Genomic DNA, 18,087 nt, shown 5'->3' on the forward strand with positions numbered 1-18,087 from the left:
ATTGAATCGTTACGATCCCGGCGGAAAGCGCTTTCCCTGCCACCGGGACAGCACCCGCGACAGCCAGGAGGACATCGTGAGCAAGCGGCACTGGCGGCTGTCACTGGCCGTCCTCGGCGCGGCGGCGCTCGCCGCCACCGCCAGCCTCGTCGTGACCCGCACCGCGGACGCGGCGACCGTCGACACCAACGCCAACTACGTCTTCGTCAACCGCAACAGCGGCAAGGCGATGGACCTGTGGGGCTGGTCCACGGCGGACGGTGCGCCGGTCAACCAGTTCACCCGCAACGACCTCGCCGTGCAGCAGTGGCGTTTCGTCGACGCGGGCGGCGGCTGGTACCAGATCCGGTCCGTCCACAGTGGCAAGGTGCTCGAGGTGCCCAACGCCAACGACGGCGTCCAGCTCGTGCAGATGCCCAGTGTCAGCGGCAACACCCGCCAGCACTTCGGGCTCGCCGACTCGGCCGGCGGGTACGTGCGGTTCGTCAACCGCCACAGCGGCAAGGCGCTCGACGTGTGGGAGTGGTCCACAGCGGACGGTGCGATGATCTCGCAGTTCCAGGACCTGGGCGGGGCCAACCAGCAGTGGCAGCTCGTCAACGTCGGCAGCGGCGGCGGGGGCACCGGGTGCGGCAGCGGGTCGTTCAACGCCGAGGCGGTGCTGAGCGGCGGTACGTGGACCGCCCGCAACGGCGGCAGCACCGTCTACACCGGCACCGACATGCGCGCGGCCGTGCAGGCGGCGGTCAACAGCCTCACCGCCGGCCGCACCGCCAAGCAGCGCGTCGTCGTCCGCGGCTCCGGCTCGATCAGCGCCGGCTCGCGCATCTCGCTGCCCAGCTACACGACGATCGACGTCTGCGGCACGGTCAACGTGACCGGGTCCGGCTCGGGCGACCAGGCGCCGATCTACTCGCGCGGCACCACGCAGGTCGAGGTGCAGCACCTCAACGTCACCGGCAGCCCGCTGTACGGCATCTTCATGCGCAACGTGACCAACGTGATCCTGGGCCAGATCGACATGCGGCTCTCGGCCGGGCTGGGCGTACGCATCGACAACCGCGGCGACACGTCACAGTGGACCCGCAACGTGCGGATCGACAACGTGTTCGTCTCGGGCGCCAGCTCGCACGCCGTGGAGACGTACGGCGTGGACGGCATCACGATCGGCACCGTGACCGCCCGCGACGTCGGCGAGTCCGGCCTGCTGCTCAACGAGACCGTCAACGCCACGGTGACCACTGTGGACGCGGAGAACGCGGGCGCGGGCACCGGCTACGCCGCGTTCCGGATGGCCAACCGCAACGGCCGGATCGGCTCGGCCTACGGCACCAACATCCGGGTCGGCACGGTGCGGGCGCGCGGCGGCGGCCGGGGCATCTTCTGCGTCTCGGAGAGCGGCGGCGCCGCGATCGACCGGGTCGACATCGCCAACACCGGCAACAACGCCATCCTGATCGAAAACTGCTACAACGTGAACATCGCCGCTAACGGCGGCACGATCAGCGGCGGCGGCGAGGTGCGGCTGGCCGAGCGCACCGAGTTCGCCGGCAACCGCGACATCACGCTGCGCAACTTCACCCTCGTCAACAGCCGCATCGTGGAGAACCCCTGCGCCGACAACCTCACCATCTCCGGCGTGACGCTCGACAACTCCTCGGTGGTCCGCTGCTGAGCCATACTCGTGACCGGGGCCACGCTCGCCGCGGTAGCCACAGCTGGCTCACAGCCGGGCCACAACGGGTTCACGGGCGCCGCACCGAATGTTGGTGCGGCGCCGGGTGGCGCCACGATGTGATCGGAGGAGCCATGCCGCACCAGCAGTACGAGGGACGACCGCTGCCCCGCCCCGACGAGGAGCTCGTCGACCAGGGGCTCGGCTTCGACCTCGGCACCCTGATGGGCCGCCGGCGGATGCTGAAGGCGCTCGGGCTCGGCATCACCGGCCTCGGGCTCGCCGCCTGCGGCGCCAACGGCGGCGGCTCGTCCACGCCGTCGTCGACCTCGGCCGCCGCGTCCACCACGACGGCCACTGCCGCCGCCGCCACCGGGGAGATCCCCGACGAGACCGCCGGGCCGTACCCGGGCGACGGCTCCAACGGCCCCAACGTGCTCGACGACAGCGGCATCGTCCGCTCCGACATCCGGTCCGGCTTCGGCGACTCGAGCGGCACCGCCGAGGGCGTTCCGATGACGCTGGAGCTGGTGATCCAAGACCTGGCCAACGGCGGCAAGCCCTTCGCCGGCGTGGCCGTGTACGTGTGGCACTGCGACCGCGAGGGCCGCTACTCGCTCTACTCCGACGGCGTCACCGACCAGAACTACCTGCGCGGCGTGCAGATCGCGGACGCCGCCGGGAGGGTGCGCTTCACCAGCGTCTTCCCGGGCTGCTACTCCGGGCGGTGGCCGCACGTCCACTTCGAGGTCTACCCCGACCAGGGCGGCATCACCGACGCCGGCAACGCGATCTCCACGTCGCAGGTCGCGCTGCCGGAGGACGCGAGCAAGCAGGTGTACGCCCAGTCCGGGTACGAGTCCTCCGTGCAGAACCTCTCCCGCGTCACCCTCCAGAGCGACAACGTCTTCGGCGACGACGGCGGCGCCAGCCAGCTCGGCACCGTGACCGGCGACGTGACCAGCGGATACACGGTCTCCCTCACCGTCGGTGTCGACACGACCACGACGCCGAGCGGCGGGGGCGGTCGGCCGTCCCGCTGAGCTTGCGGCGCTGAGTAGGATCTCGTCCATGGTGGACCCCGACGGCGAGCTCGCCGCGAAGCTCCAGACCGACGTGCCCCACGCGGCCCGCATCTGGAACTACTGGATGGGCGGCAAGGACAACTTCCAGGCCGACCGCTTCGCCGGCGACGCCGTCGCCGAGGTGTACCCGGAGATCGTCGTGATGGCCCGCGAGTCGCGGCGCTTCCTCATCCGCGTGGTGCGCCATCTCGCGGCGGAGGCGGGCATCCGGCAGTTCATCGACGTCGGCACCGGCCTCCCCACCATGCAGAACACGCACGAGGTCGCGCAGACCGCGGCGCCGAAGTCCCGCATCGTGTACGTCGACAACGACCCGATGGTGCTCGTGCACGCCCGCGCGCTGCTGGCCAACACCACGTCGGAGGGTCTGACCACCTACGTGCCGGCCGACTACCACGACCCGGACCTCATCGTGGCCGAGGCCCGAAAGTCGCTCGACTTCGACGAGCCGATCGCCGTGATGTTCATGGGCGTGATGGGCTACGAGCCCGACATGGACAAGGTCCGCGAGATCGTCGGCCGGGTCAGCGGCGCCACCCCGTCCGGCAGCTACCTCGTGCTGTGGGACGGCACCGACACCAGCCAGGCCGTGGTCGACGGCGCCGAACGCCTGGCCCAGAGCGGCGGCGTGCCCTACATCCTGCGCTCCCCGGACGACCTCGCCACCTGCTTCGAGGGGCTCACGCTGGTCGAGCCCGGCCTCGTGCCCATCCCGCTGTGGCGCCCCGACGAGCCCGACCCGGTGGCGATCGACGCCTACGGCGCCGTCGCCCGAAAGCCGTAACCCACGCCGTCCACAGTGTCGACGCCGCGACGTGGGGTGTCTCGCCCTTCGCGAGCGTCGAAAGAGATATTTGCCCACGTCCGCGTCACTTGTAGACCGTTTGCTCCCGCGGGCACCGCTCCCGGCCGGCGGCTCGTAGACCGAGCCGAAACCCCCGGCCGTCCGCTGCCGGGCCCGCGGTGCAAGCCCACAGGCCGCCAGCAGATCTTGGTATTTATCGGCCCCTATGGGGGCCTCTCCGTACCAAGATCTGCCCGCGTTCCGACAGCGGTCCGGACCGCGCACGGCGTGGTCAGCCTGACGGCGCGCGGGCGGGTTACGAGGCGCTCTGGGTGAGGGCGTCTCCGGTGGGGGTGCGGCGGTAGTAGACCTCCTTGCCGACCCGCTTGCCGACGGCCAGGCCGCCGCCGCGCAGGACCGACAGGTGTTGGCTGACCGCGCCGGTGGTGAGCGACAGGCGGCGGGCGAGCGCTGTGGTGGTGGCGGGCTCGGCGAGGGCCACCAGCATGCGGGCGCGGCTGCGGCCGATCAGCGCGGCCAGGCCGTCGGGGGCGGGTGGGGGCGTGTCGTCCCAGAGGGTGCCGACGCCGGCGACCGGGTAGGCGAGCATCGCCTGGTAGGGCGCGGACATCACCGCGACCGCCGGCCAGTGGAACGCGCTGGGCACCAGCACCAGGCCGTCGCCGTGCGGGCCTTCGATCAGGCAATGTGGACGGTCGATGTGGAGGCGGTCGCCGGTCCAGGTGACCGCGGGGTTGAGCGAGTCGAAGAGGGCGCGGGCGCCGCCGGCGGCGAGGGTGCGGGTGCGGCGGATGACGTCGGCCTCGAGGAGGCCGTGCACCCGCGGCCAGTGCTCGCGCAGGCAGGCGTCCCAGTAACGGGCGAGCGTGCCGGCGACCCGCTCGATGCCGGCGGCCGGGTCGTCGAGGAACCCGCGGATCGCCGGCGAGCGGCCCAGGGCCGAGCCCTTCGGCACCTGCGCGGCGAGGCGGCTGACCTCGGCGTGCGCGGTCTGCGGCGGGGTGCGCCTGATGCGGTCCAGCTCGGACGGGAACGACGGCGCCGGCGCCTCCGGCGGCGGGGTGAGGAAGTCGGGCATGTAGCCCTCCGGCGGGACCAGCGCGAAGAGCTCGGCCAGGCCGGCGCCGAACGTCGCGAGGCGCGGGCGCACGGCCGTCACCCAGGGGCGGTGGATGGCCTGGCGGGTGGGGTCGCTGAGCGTGCGGAGGCTGGCGATCAGCTCCCACATCGGCGAGTACGCGAACCGGATGCGGGCCACGTCGTCGGGCCCGAGCAGCCAGGTCACCGTCATTCGTCTTAGCTTACGCTAAGACGTTCGCCAGGAGGGGGCGCCGGAACCCACGCTGTGCCGGTGACGATCACCGCAGAGCGGGCCACCCTCCCGCGTCCCTTCTGGGCGCTCTGGGCGGGCACGCTCGTCAACCGCCTCGGCACGATGGTCATGCCGTTCACCGGCGTGTACCTGACCCAGGCGCGCGGCTTCTCGGTCGCGGTCGCCGGCCTCGCGATGACGCTCTTCGGGGTCGGCTCGCTGATCTCACAGCTCGTCGCCGGCCTGCTGACCGACCGGATCGGCCGCCGCGCCACGCTCTCCGGCAGCATGGTCGCGACCGCGGTGGTGATGCTCGCGCTCGGGTACAGCACCAGCCTTCCCGCGATCCTCGCCGGCATGTTCGTGCTGGGCCTGCTGATCGACGCCTACCGGCCGGCCTCCAGCGCGCTCGTCGCCGACCTCGTCGCACCGGCCCTGCGCCCGAAGGCGTTCGGCCTCCTCTTCTGGGCCATCAACCTCGGGTACTCGGTGGCGATGGTCGCCGGCGGCTGGCTGGCCCGGCTCGGTTTCTCCTGGCTCTTCTGGGCCGACGCGGTGACCTGCGCGGTGTTCGCGGTGCTGGTGTGGCGGGCCGTGCCCGAGACGCGGCCGGTACACGGCGGCACCGAGGCCGGCGGTTTCGGTGCCGTGCTGCGCGACCGCACGATGGTGGCGTTCACGGTGATCACGTTCGGCCAGGCGCTGGTGTACCTCCAGACGGTCACCATGCTGCCGGTGGCGATGACCGACGTGGCCGGGCTGGGCACGAGCGAGTTCGGCATGGCGATGGCGCTCAACGGCATCCTCATCGTCGCGTTCCAGCCGCTGGTCTCCGGCCGGCTGGGTCGCTACGACCCGCCCCGCGTGATGGCGCTCGGCCTCGCGGTGATGGCGGTCGGCTTCGCGGCGACCGCGTTCGCGACGACGGCCGCGCACCTCGCGCTGACCGTGGTGCTGTGGACCACCGGCGAGATCGTCACCGCCGGCATCGGCGGCACGATCGTGGCGACGCTCGCCCCGGCCCACCTGCGCGGGCGGTACTCCGGCCTGTTCGGCTTCGCCTGGGCGGTGGCCTCGGTCGTCGCGCCGCTGGCCGGCAGCCGGCTGCTGACCGTGGGCATGGGTGCGCTGTGGTTCACGGTCGGCGCGGTCGGGCTGCTCACCGCCGCCGGCATGCTCGCGCTGGGCCCGGCCATCCGCCACCGCACCGCCGTCTAGAGACCTTTCGGAGTCGGGCTTTTGAATTCCTTTAGGACGGAGATTTGAGCTACCGCGATGTCCGTCGTGGTCCGGACCGTTGCTCCCGCGGCCTCACCCGTCCGCCGCTGGTCGCGCTCACCCCGTTGGGCCGCGCGACGGTCGCTGTTTGCCCACAATGCCTGTTCCCGGGTCGGCGCTCTGGGAAAGCTGCGGGTTTCGTCGCCGCCGGTAACCGCCGCGGCGGTGTGAGCGGCGCGAGATTCCAGATGGCGGAGCTAGGCCCCGCGAAGTCACCCTTCGGGGCTTGCCCCGCGGACCTGGCAGTGGACGGCCGGGGATTTCGGCTCGCCCCGCGAGCCGCCGGCCGGGAGCGGTCCCCGCGGGAGCATACGGTCTCCAACTGACGCGGACGGGGGAAATCTGCCGGAGCGCCACCACACGCGTAACCGCTGGTCGCGCTCACCCCGGCGGCTGCGCCGGGCCTCACGGCCCCGGGCCTGGTAGGTACGCGCGAGAAGCCTTTGCTCTGCTTCCCTAGAGTGGCCACCCCCATCGGCCCACCGCCCTACGCACAACGGCGTGAACGCAGCGGTGCGCTCAGCCCGACAGACCAGCCGCAACCAGCCCGCGAAGGCCCTCATCGGTGGATCGTGGACCGCGGGCCTGGCAGCGGAGGCCGGGGGTTTCGGCGAGCGTTGGTCGGCTTCGCCGGCCCGGGTTTGTGGCCGCCGCGCCGCGGTCCTCCACACTGGACGGAGGGTCGGCCGACCGGACGCGTGCGGCGCGCCGCTACCATCGACAGCCGTGGTTGGCGTCAACGGGGGTACGCACCGACCCAGCTGTTCCACGTCGAGCCGCGCACCCGAAGGGAGTCTCGTGACAGTCGCAGCGAACAGGGTCGGACGGTCGACGTGGGTGGCGATCGCGCTGGTGCCCGTGCTGGCGCTCGGCCAGCCGGCGTCCGCCGCGCCGGCGCCGGGAGCGGGCTTCGATCCCGGCGCCACGGCCGCGGCGTGGGCCGCCGGCCGCGCCGCGTTCGGCCCCACGGCCACCGAGCACCAGGCGATCGTGGCGTACTGGACGCCGGCGCGGATGCGGGCCGCGAAGCCCGCCGAGGAGCTGCCGGCGTACCGGGAGGCGGTGCGGCGGTACGTCGACAGTGGACCGGCGCACCGGCCCGCCGAGGCCGGCGCACCGGCGACGTTCCCACCGGCCGCGGGGAGCGACCCCGACCTCGCGCCGCACCACCCGACCGCCCGCACCAGCGGCAAGGTCTTCGGCAGCAACCCGGAGGGCCTCGACTTCATCTGCTCCGGCACGGTGGTCAACTCGGAGGGCAAGGACACCGTGTGGACCGCCGGGCACTGCGCCGACGGGCAGGCGGGCAACTGGGCGTTCGTGCCCGGCTTCGACGACGACCTGGCCGACCCGCGGCCGTTCGGCACGTGGACGGCGTCCCGCCTGTTCGCGGCGCCGGGCTGGTTGGCGTCCGGCGACCTCACCGAGGACATGGGCGTGGCCGTCATGAACACACTGGACGGCGCGCACATCGTGACCCGGCTCGGCGGGCAGGGCTTCACCGTCAACCGGGGCCGGTTCGTGCGCGTCGACGCGTTCGGCTACCCCGCCGAGCCACCGTTCGACGGCGGCGACCTGAGGCGCTGCCACGGGATCTCGTCGCCGGACTCGTCGGGCGAGACGCCGCCCGGCCAGCGCATCGAGATCCCGTGCGACATGACGCGCGGCTCCAGCGGCGGCGGCTGGCTGATGGACTGGGACGGCCGCTTCGGCCTGCTGTACGGCGTCAACAGCCGCATCGACCGGCTCGTCGACCCGACCATCATGATCACGCCGTACTTCGACGGCACCGCCCTGCGCCTCTACAACCGGACCAGGCGCCTGTAGCCGGGTCAGCGGCGGGGGCGGCGGTCGTGGCAGATTAGGCGGCATGCGAAGGGTCCTGGCTCTCCTGCCGTTCGTGGCCGCGGCCGCGCTCGCCGCCTGCTCCGCGCCGGCCGCGGCTCCGCCGCCACCCCGGCCGGCCGTCGCGGCGCAGCCGGTGCAGGTCGTCGTGCTCCTCCGCCAGGACGCCACCGCCGAGCAAAAGCAGGCGATCGAGGCGGCGCTGCGCGACGAGCCGGGCGCGTCCGGGCTGCGGTTCATGAGCGCGGCGCAGGCGTTCGCCGAGCTCAAGCGGGTCTACCACGGGCGGCCCGACACCCCTCGGCCCGAGACCGTGCCCGCGTCCTACCGCCTGACGCTGGCCAACCAGGCCGCCGCCGAGGTCGCGGCGAGCCGCCTGCGCGGGCTGCCCGGCGTCGAGGACGTGGAGATCGCGCCTACGCCGACGCCGTCCCCCGGCTGAGCGCGGCGGCGCGCTCAGGTCGGCAGCTCCTCTCACGTGGGCGAGTATCCGGTTCGGCCGAACGCGAGCGGTGCCAGGCGGCGGACCCGGTGCAGGCGCGCCGACAGCCGCTCGCGGACCTCGGGCCCGGCGCGGCGGCGTACCGCCGGCGGGTGGTCGAGGTAGCCGAACGCGGCCATCTCCGGGCCGGCGATGTCCTCGATCGCGGCCGCGTCCTCGTCCGGCAGCACCTCCCGCCAGGCCGCGGTGCGGTCGGTGGTCACCGCGTCCAGGGCGCTCGACTTCCACCACTCCCACTCGTGGACGATGCCCTCGGGCGCGGCCGCCGGGCCGCCCGGTCGCACGGCGAGCAGGGCGCCGATCTGGCGGCGGGCCGCGTCCGGGTCGGCGGCCACGTCCTCGTACCGCAGCAGCAGGCACCGCCCGGGCCCGAGATGGCGGGCGGCGGCGCGGAGCTGGCGCTGGTCGAGGGCCCACTCCTCGGCGAGTACCGCGGCGTCCTCGACGCCCCACGGCACCGAGCGGTGCGAGGCGGCGACCGCGCGCGGGTCGCGGACCACGCCGACGAGCCGCAGCCCCGGGTCGGCGTCCGCGAGTGGCCGCCACCAGAGCAGGTGCTCGGGCGTCTTCTCGCCGTACCGGGCCGCGGGCGGGCACAGCGCCACCACCACGGCGGCGAAGAAGTCCAGCAGGGTGTCGCAGCGCCGCCCGACCAGGTCGAGCACCTCCCCGGTGTCCAGCCGCAGGCCGTCGCTCGTGGGCAGGTGGCGGAAGTCGTCCAGCTCCCGCGCCACCTCGCGCCGGGTCAGCGGGAAGCGGCGGCGGGCGAGCAGCCGCGGCGCGTACCGGTGCAGGAAATGGGTCTCCGGGGGCATCGCCACGCCGGGCAGCTCGCAGCAGAGGCGCTGGGTGAGCGTGGTCCCCGAGCGCGGCGTACCGACGACGAGAAAGGAGAGCGCGCTCACCGGCCGGGCATACCCGGGCAATTCAGGGGCAAACGTCGCCGGTGACGATCCGGACCGCGATGATCACCGGGCCCGCGCCGGCCCACCTCGACGGGGTGAGCGACTACGCCGAGCGGCTGGCCGGCGCGCTCGGCGGGGCCGGCGTGGAGGTCGACGCCGTGCCGCTCCGCCCGCCCGCGCCCGGCCGCTGGCTCGCCGCCACGGTCGCCGCGGCCGAGGAGGTGCGGCGGACCCGGCCCGACCTGGTACACGTCCAGTTCGCGCCGTCGGCGTACCGCTTCTCCGCCTTCCCCGGTCTCCTGCCGCGCCTGCTGCCGCCGGGCACGCCGCTGGTCACCACCATCCACGAGTACGGGTGGTGGACCGCGCCGCGCTGGATACCCGGGCCGGCGTGGCGACCCCTCGAAAAGCTGCGGCTGTGGGACCGGGAGACCGCCCTGCTCGTGCCGGCCAGCCGCGCCGTCGTCGTCACCAACCCGGACCACGGCGCCGAGGTGCTGCGACGGACCGGGCGGCGGGCGGTGCTGATCCCCATCGCGCCCAACGTGGACCCGGTCCCGCAAGCCGACCGGGCGGAGACGCGCGGCCGGTACGGCGGGGACTTCCTGCTCGTGTTCTTCGGCTTCGTACACCCGGTCAAGGGCGTGCGCTACCTGCTCGACGCGCTCCCCGCCCTGCGGTCCATCCGGCCCGGCCTGCGCCTGGTGGTCGCCGGCGGGTTCACCTCGCAGGCGCTGCCCGAGGGTGAGGCGCGCGCGTTCCGCCGCGAGCTGGAGGCACTCGCGGCGCGGCGCGGGGTGGAAGGCGCGGTCACGTTCACCGGCTATCTGCCCGCGCCGGAAGTGTCGGCGCTGCTGGCGGCCGCCGACGGCGCGGTGCTGCCGTTCACCTCGGGCGTGTCGGTCAAGAGCGGCGCGCTGCTGGCGGCGCTCGCGCACGGCGTGCCCACGGCCGTGACCGTCCCGGACGAGCCGGACCCGCGGCTGCGCGACGGCGAGAACGTGGTCGCCATCCCGATCCGGCGGGACGCGGCCGCCGTCGCGTTCGCGGTCCGCCGGCTGCTGGTCGACCCGGCGCTGCGCGCCCGGCTCGCCGCCGGTGGGCGGGCGCTCGCCGCCGGGCACACCTGGCCCGCGGTGGTGCGGGCGCACGTCGCGCTGTACGAGCGGGTGCTGGCCGATGCGGTTCGGTGAGATCCTGTTCGTCGACCTGCTCGGCGGCATCGGCGACCTGGTGATCGCGCTGCCGGCCATCCACGCGCTCGCCGCCAGCCACCCCGGCGCGCGGCTGCGCGTGGTCACCCACGAGCCGGGCGCCGGCCTGCTCCGCGGCGATCCGGCGGTCGGCGCGGTGCGGGTCGCCGCGGCCGGCGCCGAGCGGGAGGCCGTGATCGCGGCGCTGGCCGAGCGGCCGCCGGACCTGGCGGTCACCACCACGCGGTACGGCGGCATCCCCGACCTGCTCCGCGCCTCCGGGGCCCGCTGCGTCACCGACCTGTGGCGCGGCCCGCCGCCCGACGAGCGGGTCGGCGCCCGCTACCTGCGGATCCTGTGCGCGGAGGGCGTCCTGGATCCGTCCACAGTGGATCCCGTGCCCCAGCTGCGGCTCGCGACGGGCGAGCGGGCCGACGGCGCCCGCGTGCTGGCGGCGCGGCTCGGCCCGGTCCGCCGACGGCCGGTCGTGCTGATCCCGGACGCCGGGATGGCGGTCAAACGCTGGCCCGGACGCCGCTGGAAAGAACTGGCCGCCCTCCTCGACGGCCTGGGCGTCCCGCTGGTGCCGATGCCGCACGGCGACCTGCGCGCGCTCGCCGCCTTCTTCGCCGAGGTGGGGCGGCGGGGCGGCGCCGTCGTGGGCGGCGACACCGGCCCGCTGCGGGTGGCGGCGGCGAGCGGGGCCCGGACGGTGGCGCTGTTCGGCCCGACGCTCGCCAGCCGGTACGGCTTCGGCGCGCACCTGCAAGGGCTGCCCGGCTGCCCGCACCGCCGCCCGACCGCGATCACCGCCCAGGTCTGCTGGTGGCACGGCGACTGCCCGCTCTCCCCCACCGAACCGGCGTGCATGGCGGACATCCCGGCGGCGGCCGTCGCCCAGGCCGTCGTCCGGAGCCTGGCGTGATGGAACACCCCGCCGCCCTCGCCGGCCCGCCGGTCGACTGGGCGGCGCTGCGCCGCGTCCTGGTCGTGCGCCCGGACAACCTCGGCGACGTGGTGATGGCCGGCCCGGCGGTACGCGCGCTGCACCACGCCGCCCCGCACGCCCGGCTCGACCTGCTCGCGGCACCCGCCGGCGCGGCCGTGGCACCGCTGCTCCCCCACGTCGACGCGGTGCTCACCGCCTCGGTGTCGTGGCAGCAGCTCGACGCCGGCGCGGTACCCCCGGACGCCGACCTCGCCCTGGTCCGCCGCATCGCCGGCGGCCGCTACGACGCGGCCGTGGTGCTCACGTCGTTCTCCCAGTCGCCGTGGCCGGCCGCGTACCTGTGCCGGCTGGCCGGGGTGCCGGTGCGGGTGGGCGCGTCGAAGGAGTTCGGCGGGGCGGGCCTCACCCACTGGGTGCCCGCGCCACCCGACGCCATCCACCAGGTCGACCGCATGCTGCACGTGCTGGAACGGGTGGGCGTACCCCCGGCCGGCACCGACCTGCGGCTGAACCTCGCGGCGAGCACACGCCCGGAAGAGCCCTACGCGCTGCTCCTACCCGGCGCCTCCTGCGCCTCGCGCCGCTACCCGCCCGGACGCTTCGCTCGCGTCGCCGAGCTGCTGTCCGAGGCCGGCCTGCGGGTCGTGGTGGCCGGCTCGCCGCGGGAGGCCGACCTGGGCGTCACCGCCACACCCGACGTGCCCGGCCTCGCCGCGCTGGTCGCCGGCAGCGCCGTGGTCGTGTGCAACAACAGCGGCGGCGCCCACCTGGCGAGCGCGCTGCGGCGGCCGGTGGTCGTGCTCTTCGCCGGCACGGAACAGGCCTCCCAGTACGCCCCGCGCGACACACCCGCCACGATCCTCACGGTGCCGACGGAGTGCGCGCCGTGCCGGCAGCTGCGGTGCCCGTACGCCCTGGAGTGCCTGGCCATCCCACCCGACGACGTCGCGCGGGCCGCGTTACGGCTCGCCGCGTCCGGGTAACCGCCGTGACGTGACCGATCAACTCACCGACCACGTACGCCCACACCTCGAACCCGGCGGCGAACGCGCGGGCGCCGACCACATCGTGCACGCCGTCCTCCGCGCGCTGGGCGACCGCCTCCCGGCCGGCGAGGCGGCCTACCTGGCCGACGGGCTGCCCGCGGCACTGCGGCCCTTCGTCCGCCACCCCGGCGAACCGTCCACATGGGACGACGGCCCGCGCAACCGGGAGGACCCGGTGGCGCGGATCGCGCTCGCCTGCGAAACCGACGAGGCGCAGGCCCGCCGCTACGCCCGCGCCGTCCTGGCCGAGCTCACCGAGGCGGTGTCACCGGGCGCGGTGTACGAGGCCCAGGTCCAACTGCCGGACGACGTGCGCGAGCTCTTCCCCGACCCGGTCCACGCCGTGGGCCACGAACACGACTAGCTTCGCCGCTCGGCGTCGGGTGGCTGGGCCTCTGAATTCCTGTTAGGACGATTTGAGCTCGGGATAACGATCATGACGCAGCCCACATGCCGAGCCACATCTCCCAAACAGTGGAAGGTGGGGCCGGCGATCCGCCGGTCGGGCCGGTCAGCCCCTACGCCACAGCCAGCGCGTGAAGCCCGAGCCGTGGCGGGCCCGGCGCTGGTCTGCTCGGCACAGCCTGGACGATGGCATACGGCGCGGCTCCCACGGCAACCACCCACCGACCAAGAAGACCAGCCCCGTCCGGAGCCCGACGCCGGAAAGTCGAGGAGCCGAGGGGCTTGCACCGCGGACCCGGCAGTGGACGGCCGGGGGGTTTCGGCGAGCGCTGCGAGCCGCCGGCCGGGAACGGTGCCCGCGGGAGCAAACGGTCCGCAGGTGACGCGGACGGGGGCGGATGGGTCATGAGGTCCGCAGGGTGACCTCCCACGCTTCCAGGCCGCGGTCGACGACGGTCGTGGGGACCTCCAGGTGGAAGGCGCCGCTCGGGACGATGCCGGCGCCGCCGTGGCGTTCCAGGACCGCGAGTTGGGCTGCCGCGTCCTCGCCCTGGTGGTCGGGCGGGAGCCGGCGCCAGAAGTCGAAGCCGCCGGAGTCGACGAGCTTGGCGCGGTCGAAGAGTACGCAGCCGCCGATCCAGGAGACCTTGTACGGGCGCCATTCGCCCGGTGCCAGCCGGAGCTTTTCGGTGACGTGCAGCAGGTTGGCGGCGGCGTGCAGGCCGGCGCGCCACCACTCGGGGCTGCCGGGGCGTACGCGTTCGGGGTGGGGGCGGCCCGTCCAGGGCTCGAACTGCCGGTGTGAATCAGGGCGCACGTCGTCCCGATAGGACAGTCCGTGCACGGCGTTGCCGACGAAGCCGCACCGTAGCTCGGCGATCGCGGCCACCAGGCGGGCCAGGGTGGCGGGCTCCAGCCAGACGTCGTCGTCCAGACAGAGTACGTAGCGGGCGGACGAGCGGGCGAGCAGGTGGGCGCGGTGTTCGGCCAGGCCGCGGCGGGGTTGGTGGCGGCCCAGCAGCACGGGGTGGCCGCGGTGGCGCAGGACGCGCACCATGCCGGCCGCCGCGGGGTCGGTCCAGCCGGGTGGGCCGTCGGACTGGTCGCTGACCGCCACGCCGAAGGGGACGCCCTCCTGGGCGGCCACGCCGGCAAGCGTGGTGGCCAGCGCGGCGGGGCGGTTGCGGGTGGGGACGAGGACGTCCACCTCGCGGGGTGCGCGGAAGGCGGCCGGGTCACCGGTGTCGAGCGGTCGGTCCACGGCGGATCCGGTCGATGATCACGGAGGTGGAGCGGTCCGGGACGTAGCCGAGTGTGCGTACCTCGCCGCCCAGCCGGCGGACCAGGGCGGCCTCGGGGACCAGCTCGGGCGGGTAGTCGCCGCCTTTGACGTAGAGGTCGGGCCGCACGCGTTCGATCAGCGCGGCCGGTGAGTCCTCGTCGAAGACCACGACGTGGTCCACGCACGACAGGGCGGCCAGCACCGCGACGCGGTCCTCGACCGGCACGACCGGGCGGTCCGGGCCCTTGAGGCGGCGTACGCCGGCGTCCGAGTTGACCGCCACCACCAGCACGTCTCCCAGCTCGCGGGCCTGGCACAGGTAGCTCACATGGCCGCGGTGCAGCACGTCGAAGCAGCCGTTGGTGAACACGACGCGGGCGCCCTCGGCCCGCTTGCGGCGCACGATGCGGTCCAGGCCGTCCGCCTCGACCAGGGTGGCCTGGCCGGTGAGGGCGGCGCGGAGCTGTTCGGCGTGACAGACGCAGGTGCCCTCGCAGGCGACACCGACGGCCGCGGCCGCCCGGGCCACCTCGGCCGCGGTCTCCACCGGGGCGCCGGTCGCGAGGGCGAGGGTCATGGCCGCCAGGTAGGCGTCGCCGGCGCCGACCGTGTGCGACTCGGGCGCGGCTTCGGCGCGGGTGGCGTGCGTGCTGTTCGGGCCGGCCACCACCGCGCCGTCGCCGCCCAGGGTCACGGCGACCACCTGCGCCCCGAACTCCTCGCGCAACCTCCGCGCCACCCTCCCGGCCGAACCCGCGCCGGACTCCGAGAGCCGCCGCGCCGCGCTCCCGGCCGATCCCGGGCCGCCCGCTTCCGCCAGGCTCGGGGTCATCACCGTGGGCGCGAGGTCGCGCCAGGGGCGCAGGTCGTGCGCGTCCAGCGCGACCAGCGCGAAGCGCTCGCGGTGCCGCACCAGCCACCGGCGCACCGGCTCGGGCAGGCCACCGAGGCCGTAGTCGGCCACGACGAGCACCCGCTCGGGCGCGCGCTCCAGCGTGGCGATCAGGTCGTCGACCGCGGCGGGTGGCAGCGGGCCGCCGCCGGCCTCGTCCTCGCGTGCCACGATCTGTCCGCCGGCGAGCAGGCGGCGCTTGACCGGGGTCGCGCGGCCGGGTACCCGAACCATGCGGTCCTCGACCCGGTCGGCGGCGAGGCGGGCGGCCAGGCGTTCACCCGCGGGGTCCACGCCGGCCACGGCGGCGAGCGCGGGGCGGGCACCGAGCGCGGCAAGGTTCACGGCCGCGTTGCCGGCGCCGCCGGCGGAGAGCTGGCGGCGGCGGAGGGTGAGCACCGGTGCGGGCGCCTCGCGGGAGATCCGGTCGGCGTCCGCGAACCGCCACTCGTCCACCAGCACGTCGCCGACCACGAGCACGGGGAGGCCGCCCCACGCCTCGATTGAGTCTTCCACGCGCGCCGGTTTCCACGTTGATAGGCGGATAAACACGGACATTCCCGGGTAGCCGAACCGGTATGGGTGGCCTCGTCGACGGCGTGGGGCGCATGGCGGTCCTGCGCGCCAACGCCCTCGGCGACCTCGTGTTCGCGCTGCCCGCCCTCGACGCGCTGCGGGCCGCGTACCCGGCGGCCGAGATCGTGCTGCTCGGCGGCCCGCTCCACGCGGAGCTGCTCACCGGCCGGCCGGGTCCGGTCGACGGCGTGGCGATCCTCCCGCCGGTCGAGGGGCTGCGTCCGCCGGCGCCCGGGGAGACGCCGGTGCCCGTGGAGGACTTCCGCGCGGCGGCCCGCACCGCTCCCTACGACCTCGCCGTGCAGATCCACGGCGGCGGCCGCACCAGCAACCGTGTCGCCGCCGCGCTCGGCGCGCGGGTCACCGCCGGACTGCGGGCCCCGGGCAGCCCGCCCCTGGACCGCTGGGTCCCGTACGTCTACTACCAGCCGGAGATCGCCCGCTACCTGGAGGTGGTCGGGCTGGTCGGCGCCGCGCCGGTCACCCTGCGGCCGTCACTCGCGGTCACCGCCGCCGACGTGGCCGAGGCCCGCCGGGTCGCCGGGCCGCCGTCGCGGCGCCGGGTCGTCATCCACCCCGGCGCGACCGACCCGCGGCGGCGCTGGTCCGCGGCGCGGTTCGGCCTCGTCGCGCGCGAGCTTCTTTCCCAGGGGTACGAGCTGGTGGTGACCGGCACACCGGACGAGCTCCCGGTCGCGGCGGAAGTGGCCTCGGTGGACAGTCGCATCAGGACACTCGTCGGCGAGCTGTCGCTCGGCGGACTGGTGGGGCTGCTCGCCGGCGCGGCCGCGGTGGTCGCGAACGACACCGGCCCGCTGCACCTGGCGGCGGCGGTCGGCACGCCCACGGTGGGCGTCTACTGGGCCGGCAACGTCATCAACAGCGCGCCGCCCTTTCGCGCCCGCCACCGCCCGGTGCCCTCGTGGCGCGTGCACTGCCCGGTGTGCGGTGCGGACTGCACGCGCGACCTGTATCCCGCGCGCCCCGGCGGCGGCTGCCTCCACAGTGAGTCCTTTGTGGATGACGTGCCGGTGGAGGAGGTGCTCCAGGCGGTGTACGACCTCACCGACCCGCGGCACGCGGCTACCGGCCCGCTGGCCGGTAGCCGCTCGGGTGTCGGCTACTGACCGCCCGTCAGCCGGAACCTTGGATGCCGGCCTGCGCCGCCGTCGCGATCAGCACCGCGGTGCCGGTGGCGGCGGCGGTCAGGACGGCGAGCAGCCAGGTACGTGCGCGCCTACTCATATCGACCTCCCTCCCTCGGAGGCCGCCAGTATGGGTGGCGCGCGGCCTGCGCGCCAGAGCAATCAGTCGTCACTGGTCAGGATCAGCACCTTGCCCACCGCACCGGCCTCGACGGCCGCGTGCGCGTCGGCGGCCTCGGCGAGCGGGTAGTAGTGCAGCGGCAGCCCCGCGTCGGGACCGACCCGCAGCACCCGGTCGGCGGCCGCGGCGGCGACGTCGTAGACCGCCTTGGCCTTGGCCGCCTCGGTCAGCGTGTAGACGAGCACGAACTGCCAGCGCGCGTTCGGCGCCATCAGCGGGCGGACCGGCAGCGCCAGCGAGCCGGTGCCGTCGTCGGCGTACACGGCGACGCAGGCGTGCGGTGCGGCCACCGCGACGTCGATCTCGGCGTTGGCCACCGGCGCGACCTCGACGATCGTGTCGACGCCGCGCGGGGAGATCCGCTTGACCTCGGCGACCACGTCCCGCTCGCGGTAGTCGACGAGGTGGTCGGCGCCCGCGGCGGCGGCGAGCTGCGCCTTCTCCGGGCCGCTGACGGTCGCGATCACCGTGGCGTCGGCCCACTTGGCGAGCTGGATCGCCGCGTTGCCGACCGCACCCGCGCCGCCCTGCACCAGCACCACCCGCCCCTCCATCGCGCCCGCGTTGATCCGGTCGGGCATGCTCTCGCCGGCGGTGAGGCAGCGGTGCGCGGTCAGGAACGGGATGCCGAGGCTCGCGCCCAGGTCGAACGAGGCCGGGCCGAGCCGCACCACCTGGCGGGACGGCACCAGCGTGTACTCCGCGGCCGTGCCCCACGGGCGCCGCCAGGCGGCCTCCCACACCCACACGCGCTCGCCGACGAGGCCCGCGTCGACGCCCTCGCCGACCGCCTCGACCACCCCGGCGCCGTCCTGGTTGGGGATCTGCCAGCCGCCGGGCGGGACGGCGGACCGCCGCGACTTCCAGTCGGTCGGGTTGACGCCCGACACCGCCACCCGCACCAGCACCTCGCCCGCCCCCGGCTCGGGGACCGGGCGCTCGACGACCTCCAGGACGGACGGATCCCCGGTACGGGTGTACACAACCGCTCTCATCGGCGCTCCTCCAGAC

At 74.7% G+C, this 18,087-nt stretch carries 16 protein-coding genes; 11 read left to right on the forward strand and 5 right to left on the reverse strand.

Going from position 1 to position 18,087, the window contains the following annotated elements:
- The first annotated feature begins 1 nt into the window (after position 1).
- The 3 genes from ACTMTJ_RS19575 to ACTMTJ_RS19585 all read left to right on the forward strand — a co-directional run bounded on the left by ACTMTJ_RS19575 (position 2) and on the right by ACTMTJ_RS19585 (position 3,544).
- Entirely contained in the window at positions 2-1,675 is a 1,674-nt protein-coding gene (locus ACTMTJ_RS19575; protein ID WP_441218544.1) for an RICIN domain-containing protein, read from the forward strand.
- Between the two features lie 134 nt (positions 1,676-1,809).
- Positions 1,810-2,718 carry an intradiol ring-cleavage dioxygenase gene (locus tag ACTMTJ_RS19580; protein WP_441218546.1) on the forward strand — a complete coding sequence of 303 codons (909 nt, stop codon included), beginning with the start codon at positions 1,810-1,812 and terminating at the stop codon, positions 2,716-2,718.
- Between the two features lie 28 nt (positions 2,719-2,746).
- On the forward strand, positions 2,747-3,544 hold the full coding sequence (locus tag ACTMTJ_RS19585; RefSeq protein WP_441218548.1) for an SAM-dependent methyltransferase: 798 nt from the start codon (positions 2,747-2,749) through the stop codon (positions 3,542-3,544).
- 316 nt (positions 3,545-3,860) lie between these two features.
- Here the strand turns inward: ACTMTJ_RS19585 and ACTMTJ_RS19590 are convergent, their stop codons facing one another.
- A complete protein-coding gene (locus tag ACTMTJ_RS19590) occupies positions 3,861-4,856 on the reverse strand; it encodes a DUF5937 family protein (RefSeq protein ID WP_441218550.1) in 996 nt (331 codons plus the stop codon).
- Between the two features lie 60 nt (positions 4,857-4,916).
- Here ACTMTJ_RS19590 and ACTMTJ_RS19595 point away from each other — a divergent pair, with 60 nt between their 5' ends.
- From ACTMTJ_RS19595 to ACTMTJ_RS19605, 3 genes are all read left to right on the forward strand, one after another.
- Entirely contained in the window at positions 4,917-6,095 is a 1,179-nt protein-coding gene (locus ACTMTJ_RS19595) for an MDR family MFS transporter (protein ID WP_441218552.1), read from the forward strand.
- Between the two features lie 858 nt (positions 6,096-6,953).
- The gene (locus ACTMTJ_RS19600; protein WP_441218554.1) at positions 6,954-7,982 is read left to right on the forward strand and encodes a trypsin-like serine peptidase; all 1,029 of its coding nucleotides are present in this window, start codon (positions 6,954-6,956) and stop codon (positions 7,980-7,982) included.
- Positions 7,983-8,025: 43 nt separating this feature from the next.
- On the forward strand, positions 8,026-8,442 hold the full coding sequence (locus ACTMTJ_RS19605) for a permease-like cell division protein FtsX (RefSeq protein ID WP_441218556.1): 417 nt from the start codon (positions 8,026-8,028) through the stop codon (positions 8,440-8,442).
- A 32-nt stretch (positions 8,443-8,474) separates the two neighbouring features.
- On the opposite strand, the gene ACTMTJ_RS19610 is transcribed toward ACTMTJ_RS19605, so the two are convergent.
- Positions 8,475-9,407: a sulfotransferase family protein gene (locus ACTMTJ_RS19610; protein WP_441218557.1), complete on the reverse strand. Its 933-nt coding sequence runs from the start codon at positions 9,405-9,407 to the stop codon at positions 8,475-8,477.
- 41 nt (positions 9,408-9,448) lie between these two features.
- Here ACTMTJ_RS19610 and ACTMTJ_RS19615 point away from each other — a divergent pair, with 41 nt between their 5' ends.
- Genes ACTMTJ_RS19615 through ACTMTJ_RS19630 form a run of 4 tightly spaced genes read left to right on the forward strand, consistent with a single transcriptional unit; the run spans position 9,449 to position 12,959 of the window.
- On the forward strand, positions 9,449-10,600 hold the full coding sequence (locus tag ACTMTJ_RS19615) for a glycosyltransferase family 4 protein (protein ID WP_441218559.1): 1,152 nt from the start codon (positions 9,449-9,451) through the stop codon (positions 10,598-10,600).
- Positions 10,587-11,525 carry a glycosyltransferase family 9 protein gene (locus ACTMTJ_RS19620; protein WP_441218561.1) on the forward strand — a complete coding sequence of 313 codons (939 nt, stop codon included), beginning with the start codon at positions 10,587-10,589 and terminating at the stop codon, positions 11,523-11,525. The genes ACTMTJ_RS19615 and ACTMTJ_RS19620 overlap by 14 nt, the downstream gene beginning before the upstream one ends.
- A complete protein-coding gene (locus tag ACTMTJ_RS19625; RefSeq protein WP_441218563.1) occupies positions 11,525-12,532 on the forward strand; it encodes a glycosyltransferase family 9 protein in 1,008 nt (335 codons plus the stop codon). The genes ACTMTJ_RS19620 and ACTMTJ_RS19625 overlap by 1 nt, the downstream gene beginning before the upstream one ends.
- 10 nt (positions 12,533-12,542) lie before the next feature.
- Positions 12,543-12,959 carry a DUF2267 domain-containing protein gene (locus ACTMTJ_RS19630; protein ID WP_441218565.1) on the forward strand — a complete coding sequence of 139 codons (417 nt, stop codon included), beginning with the start codon at positions 12,543-12,545 and terminating at the stop codon, positions 12,957-12,959.
- Between the two features lie 444 nt (positions 12,960-13,403).
- Here ACTMTJ_RS19630 and ACTMTJ_RS19635 read toward each other — a convergent pair whose 3' ends face one another.
- Together ACTMTJ_RS19635 and rfaE2 are read right to left on the reverse strand one after the other, a co-directional pair.
- Positions 13,404-14,261: a glycosyltransferase family 2 protein gene (locus ACTMTJ_RS19635; RefSeq protein WP_441218567.1), complete on the reverse strand. Its 858-nt coding sequence runs from the start codon at positions 14,259-14,261 to the stop codon at positions 13,404-13,406.
- Complete coding sequence (rfaE2, locus tag ACTMTJ_RS19640) at positions 14,236-15,732, reverse strand: D-glycero-beta-D-manno-heptose 1-phosphate adenylyltransferase (protein WP_441218569.1); 1,497 nt, start codon at positions 15,730-15,732, stop codon at positions 14,236-14,238. Before rfaE2 ends, ACTMTJ_RS19635 begins: the two co-directional genes overlap by 26 nt.
- Before the next feature lie 20 nt (positions 15,733-15,752).
- On the opposite strand from rfaE2, the gene ACTMTJ_RS19645 reads away from it, so the two are divergent.
- Positions 15,753-16,877, forward strand: a complete 1,125-nt coding sequence (locus ACTMTJ_RS19645; RefSeq protein WP_441218571.1) for a glycosyltransferase family 9 protein — start codon at positions 15,753-15,755, stop codon at positions 16,875-16,877.
- A 180-nt stretch (positions 16,878-17,057) separates the two neighbouring features.
- Here ACTMTJ_RS19645 and ACTMTJ_RS19650 read toward each other — a convergent pair whose 3' ends face one another.
- Positions 17,058-18,071 carry an NADPH:quinone reductase gene (locus ACTMTJ_RS19650; RefSeq protein WP_441218573.1) on the reverse strand — a complete coding sequence of 338 codons (1,014 nt, stop codon included), beginning with the start codon at positions 18,069-18,071 and terminating at the stop codon, positions 17,058-17,060.
- Positions 18,072-18,087: the final 16 nt, after the last annotated feature.

The organism is Phytohabitans sp. LJ34 (assembly GCF_052068095.1).
GTDB lineage: Bacteria > Actinomycetota > Actinomycetes > Mycobacteriales > Micromonosporaceae > Phytohabitans.

Excerpts from the sequence above, each read along its gene's own strand:
- rfaE2 (WP_441218569.1), bottom strand. The coding sequence starts at position 15,732 with ATGTCCGTGTTTATCCGCCTATCAACGTGGAAACCGGCGCGCGTGGAA.
- ACTMTJ_RS19625 (WP_441218563.1), top strand. The coding sequence starts at position 11,525 with ATGGAACACCCCGCCGCCCTCGCCGGCCCGCCGGTCGACTGGGCGGCG.
- ACTMTJ_RS19645 (WP_441218571.1), top strand. The coding sequence starts at position 15,753 with ATGGGTGGCCTCGTCGACGGCGTGGGGCGCATGGCGGTCCTGCGCGCC.
- ACTMTJ_RS19585 (WP_441218548.1), top strand. The coding sequence starts at position 2,747 with ATGGTGGACCCCGACGGCGAGCTCGCCGCGAAGCTCCAGACCGACGTG.
- ACTMTJ_RS19580 (WP_441218546.1), top strand. The coding sequence starts at position 1,810 with ATGCCGCACCAGCAGTACGAGGGACGACCGCTGCCCCGCCCCGACGAG.
- ACTMTJ_RS19605 (WP_441218556.1), top strand. The coding sequence starts at position 8,026 with ATGCGAAGGGTCCTGGCTCTCCTGCCGTTCGTGGCCGCGGCCGCGCTC.
- ACTMTJ_RS19590 (WP_441218550.1), bottom strand. The coding sequence starts at position 4,856 with ATGACGGTGACCTGGCTGCTCGGGCCCGACGACGTGGCCCGCATCCGG.
- ACTMTJ_RS19620 (WP_441218561.1), top strand. The coding sequence starts at position 10,587 with ATGCGGTTCGGTGAGATCCTGTTCGTCGACCTGCTCGGCGGCATCGGC.
- ACTMTJ_RS19650 (WP_441218573.1), bottom strand. The coding sequence starts at position 18,071 with ATGAGAGCGGTTGTGTACACCCGTACCGGGGATCCGTCCGTCCTGGAG.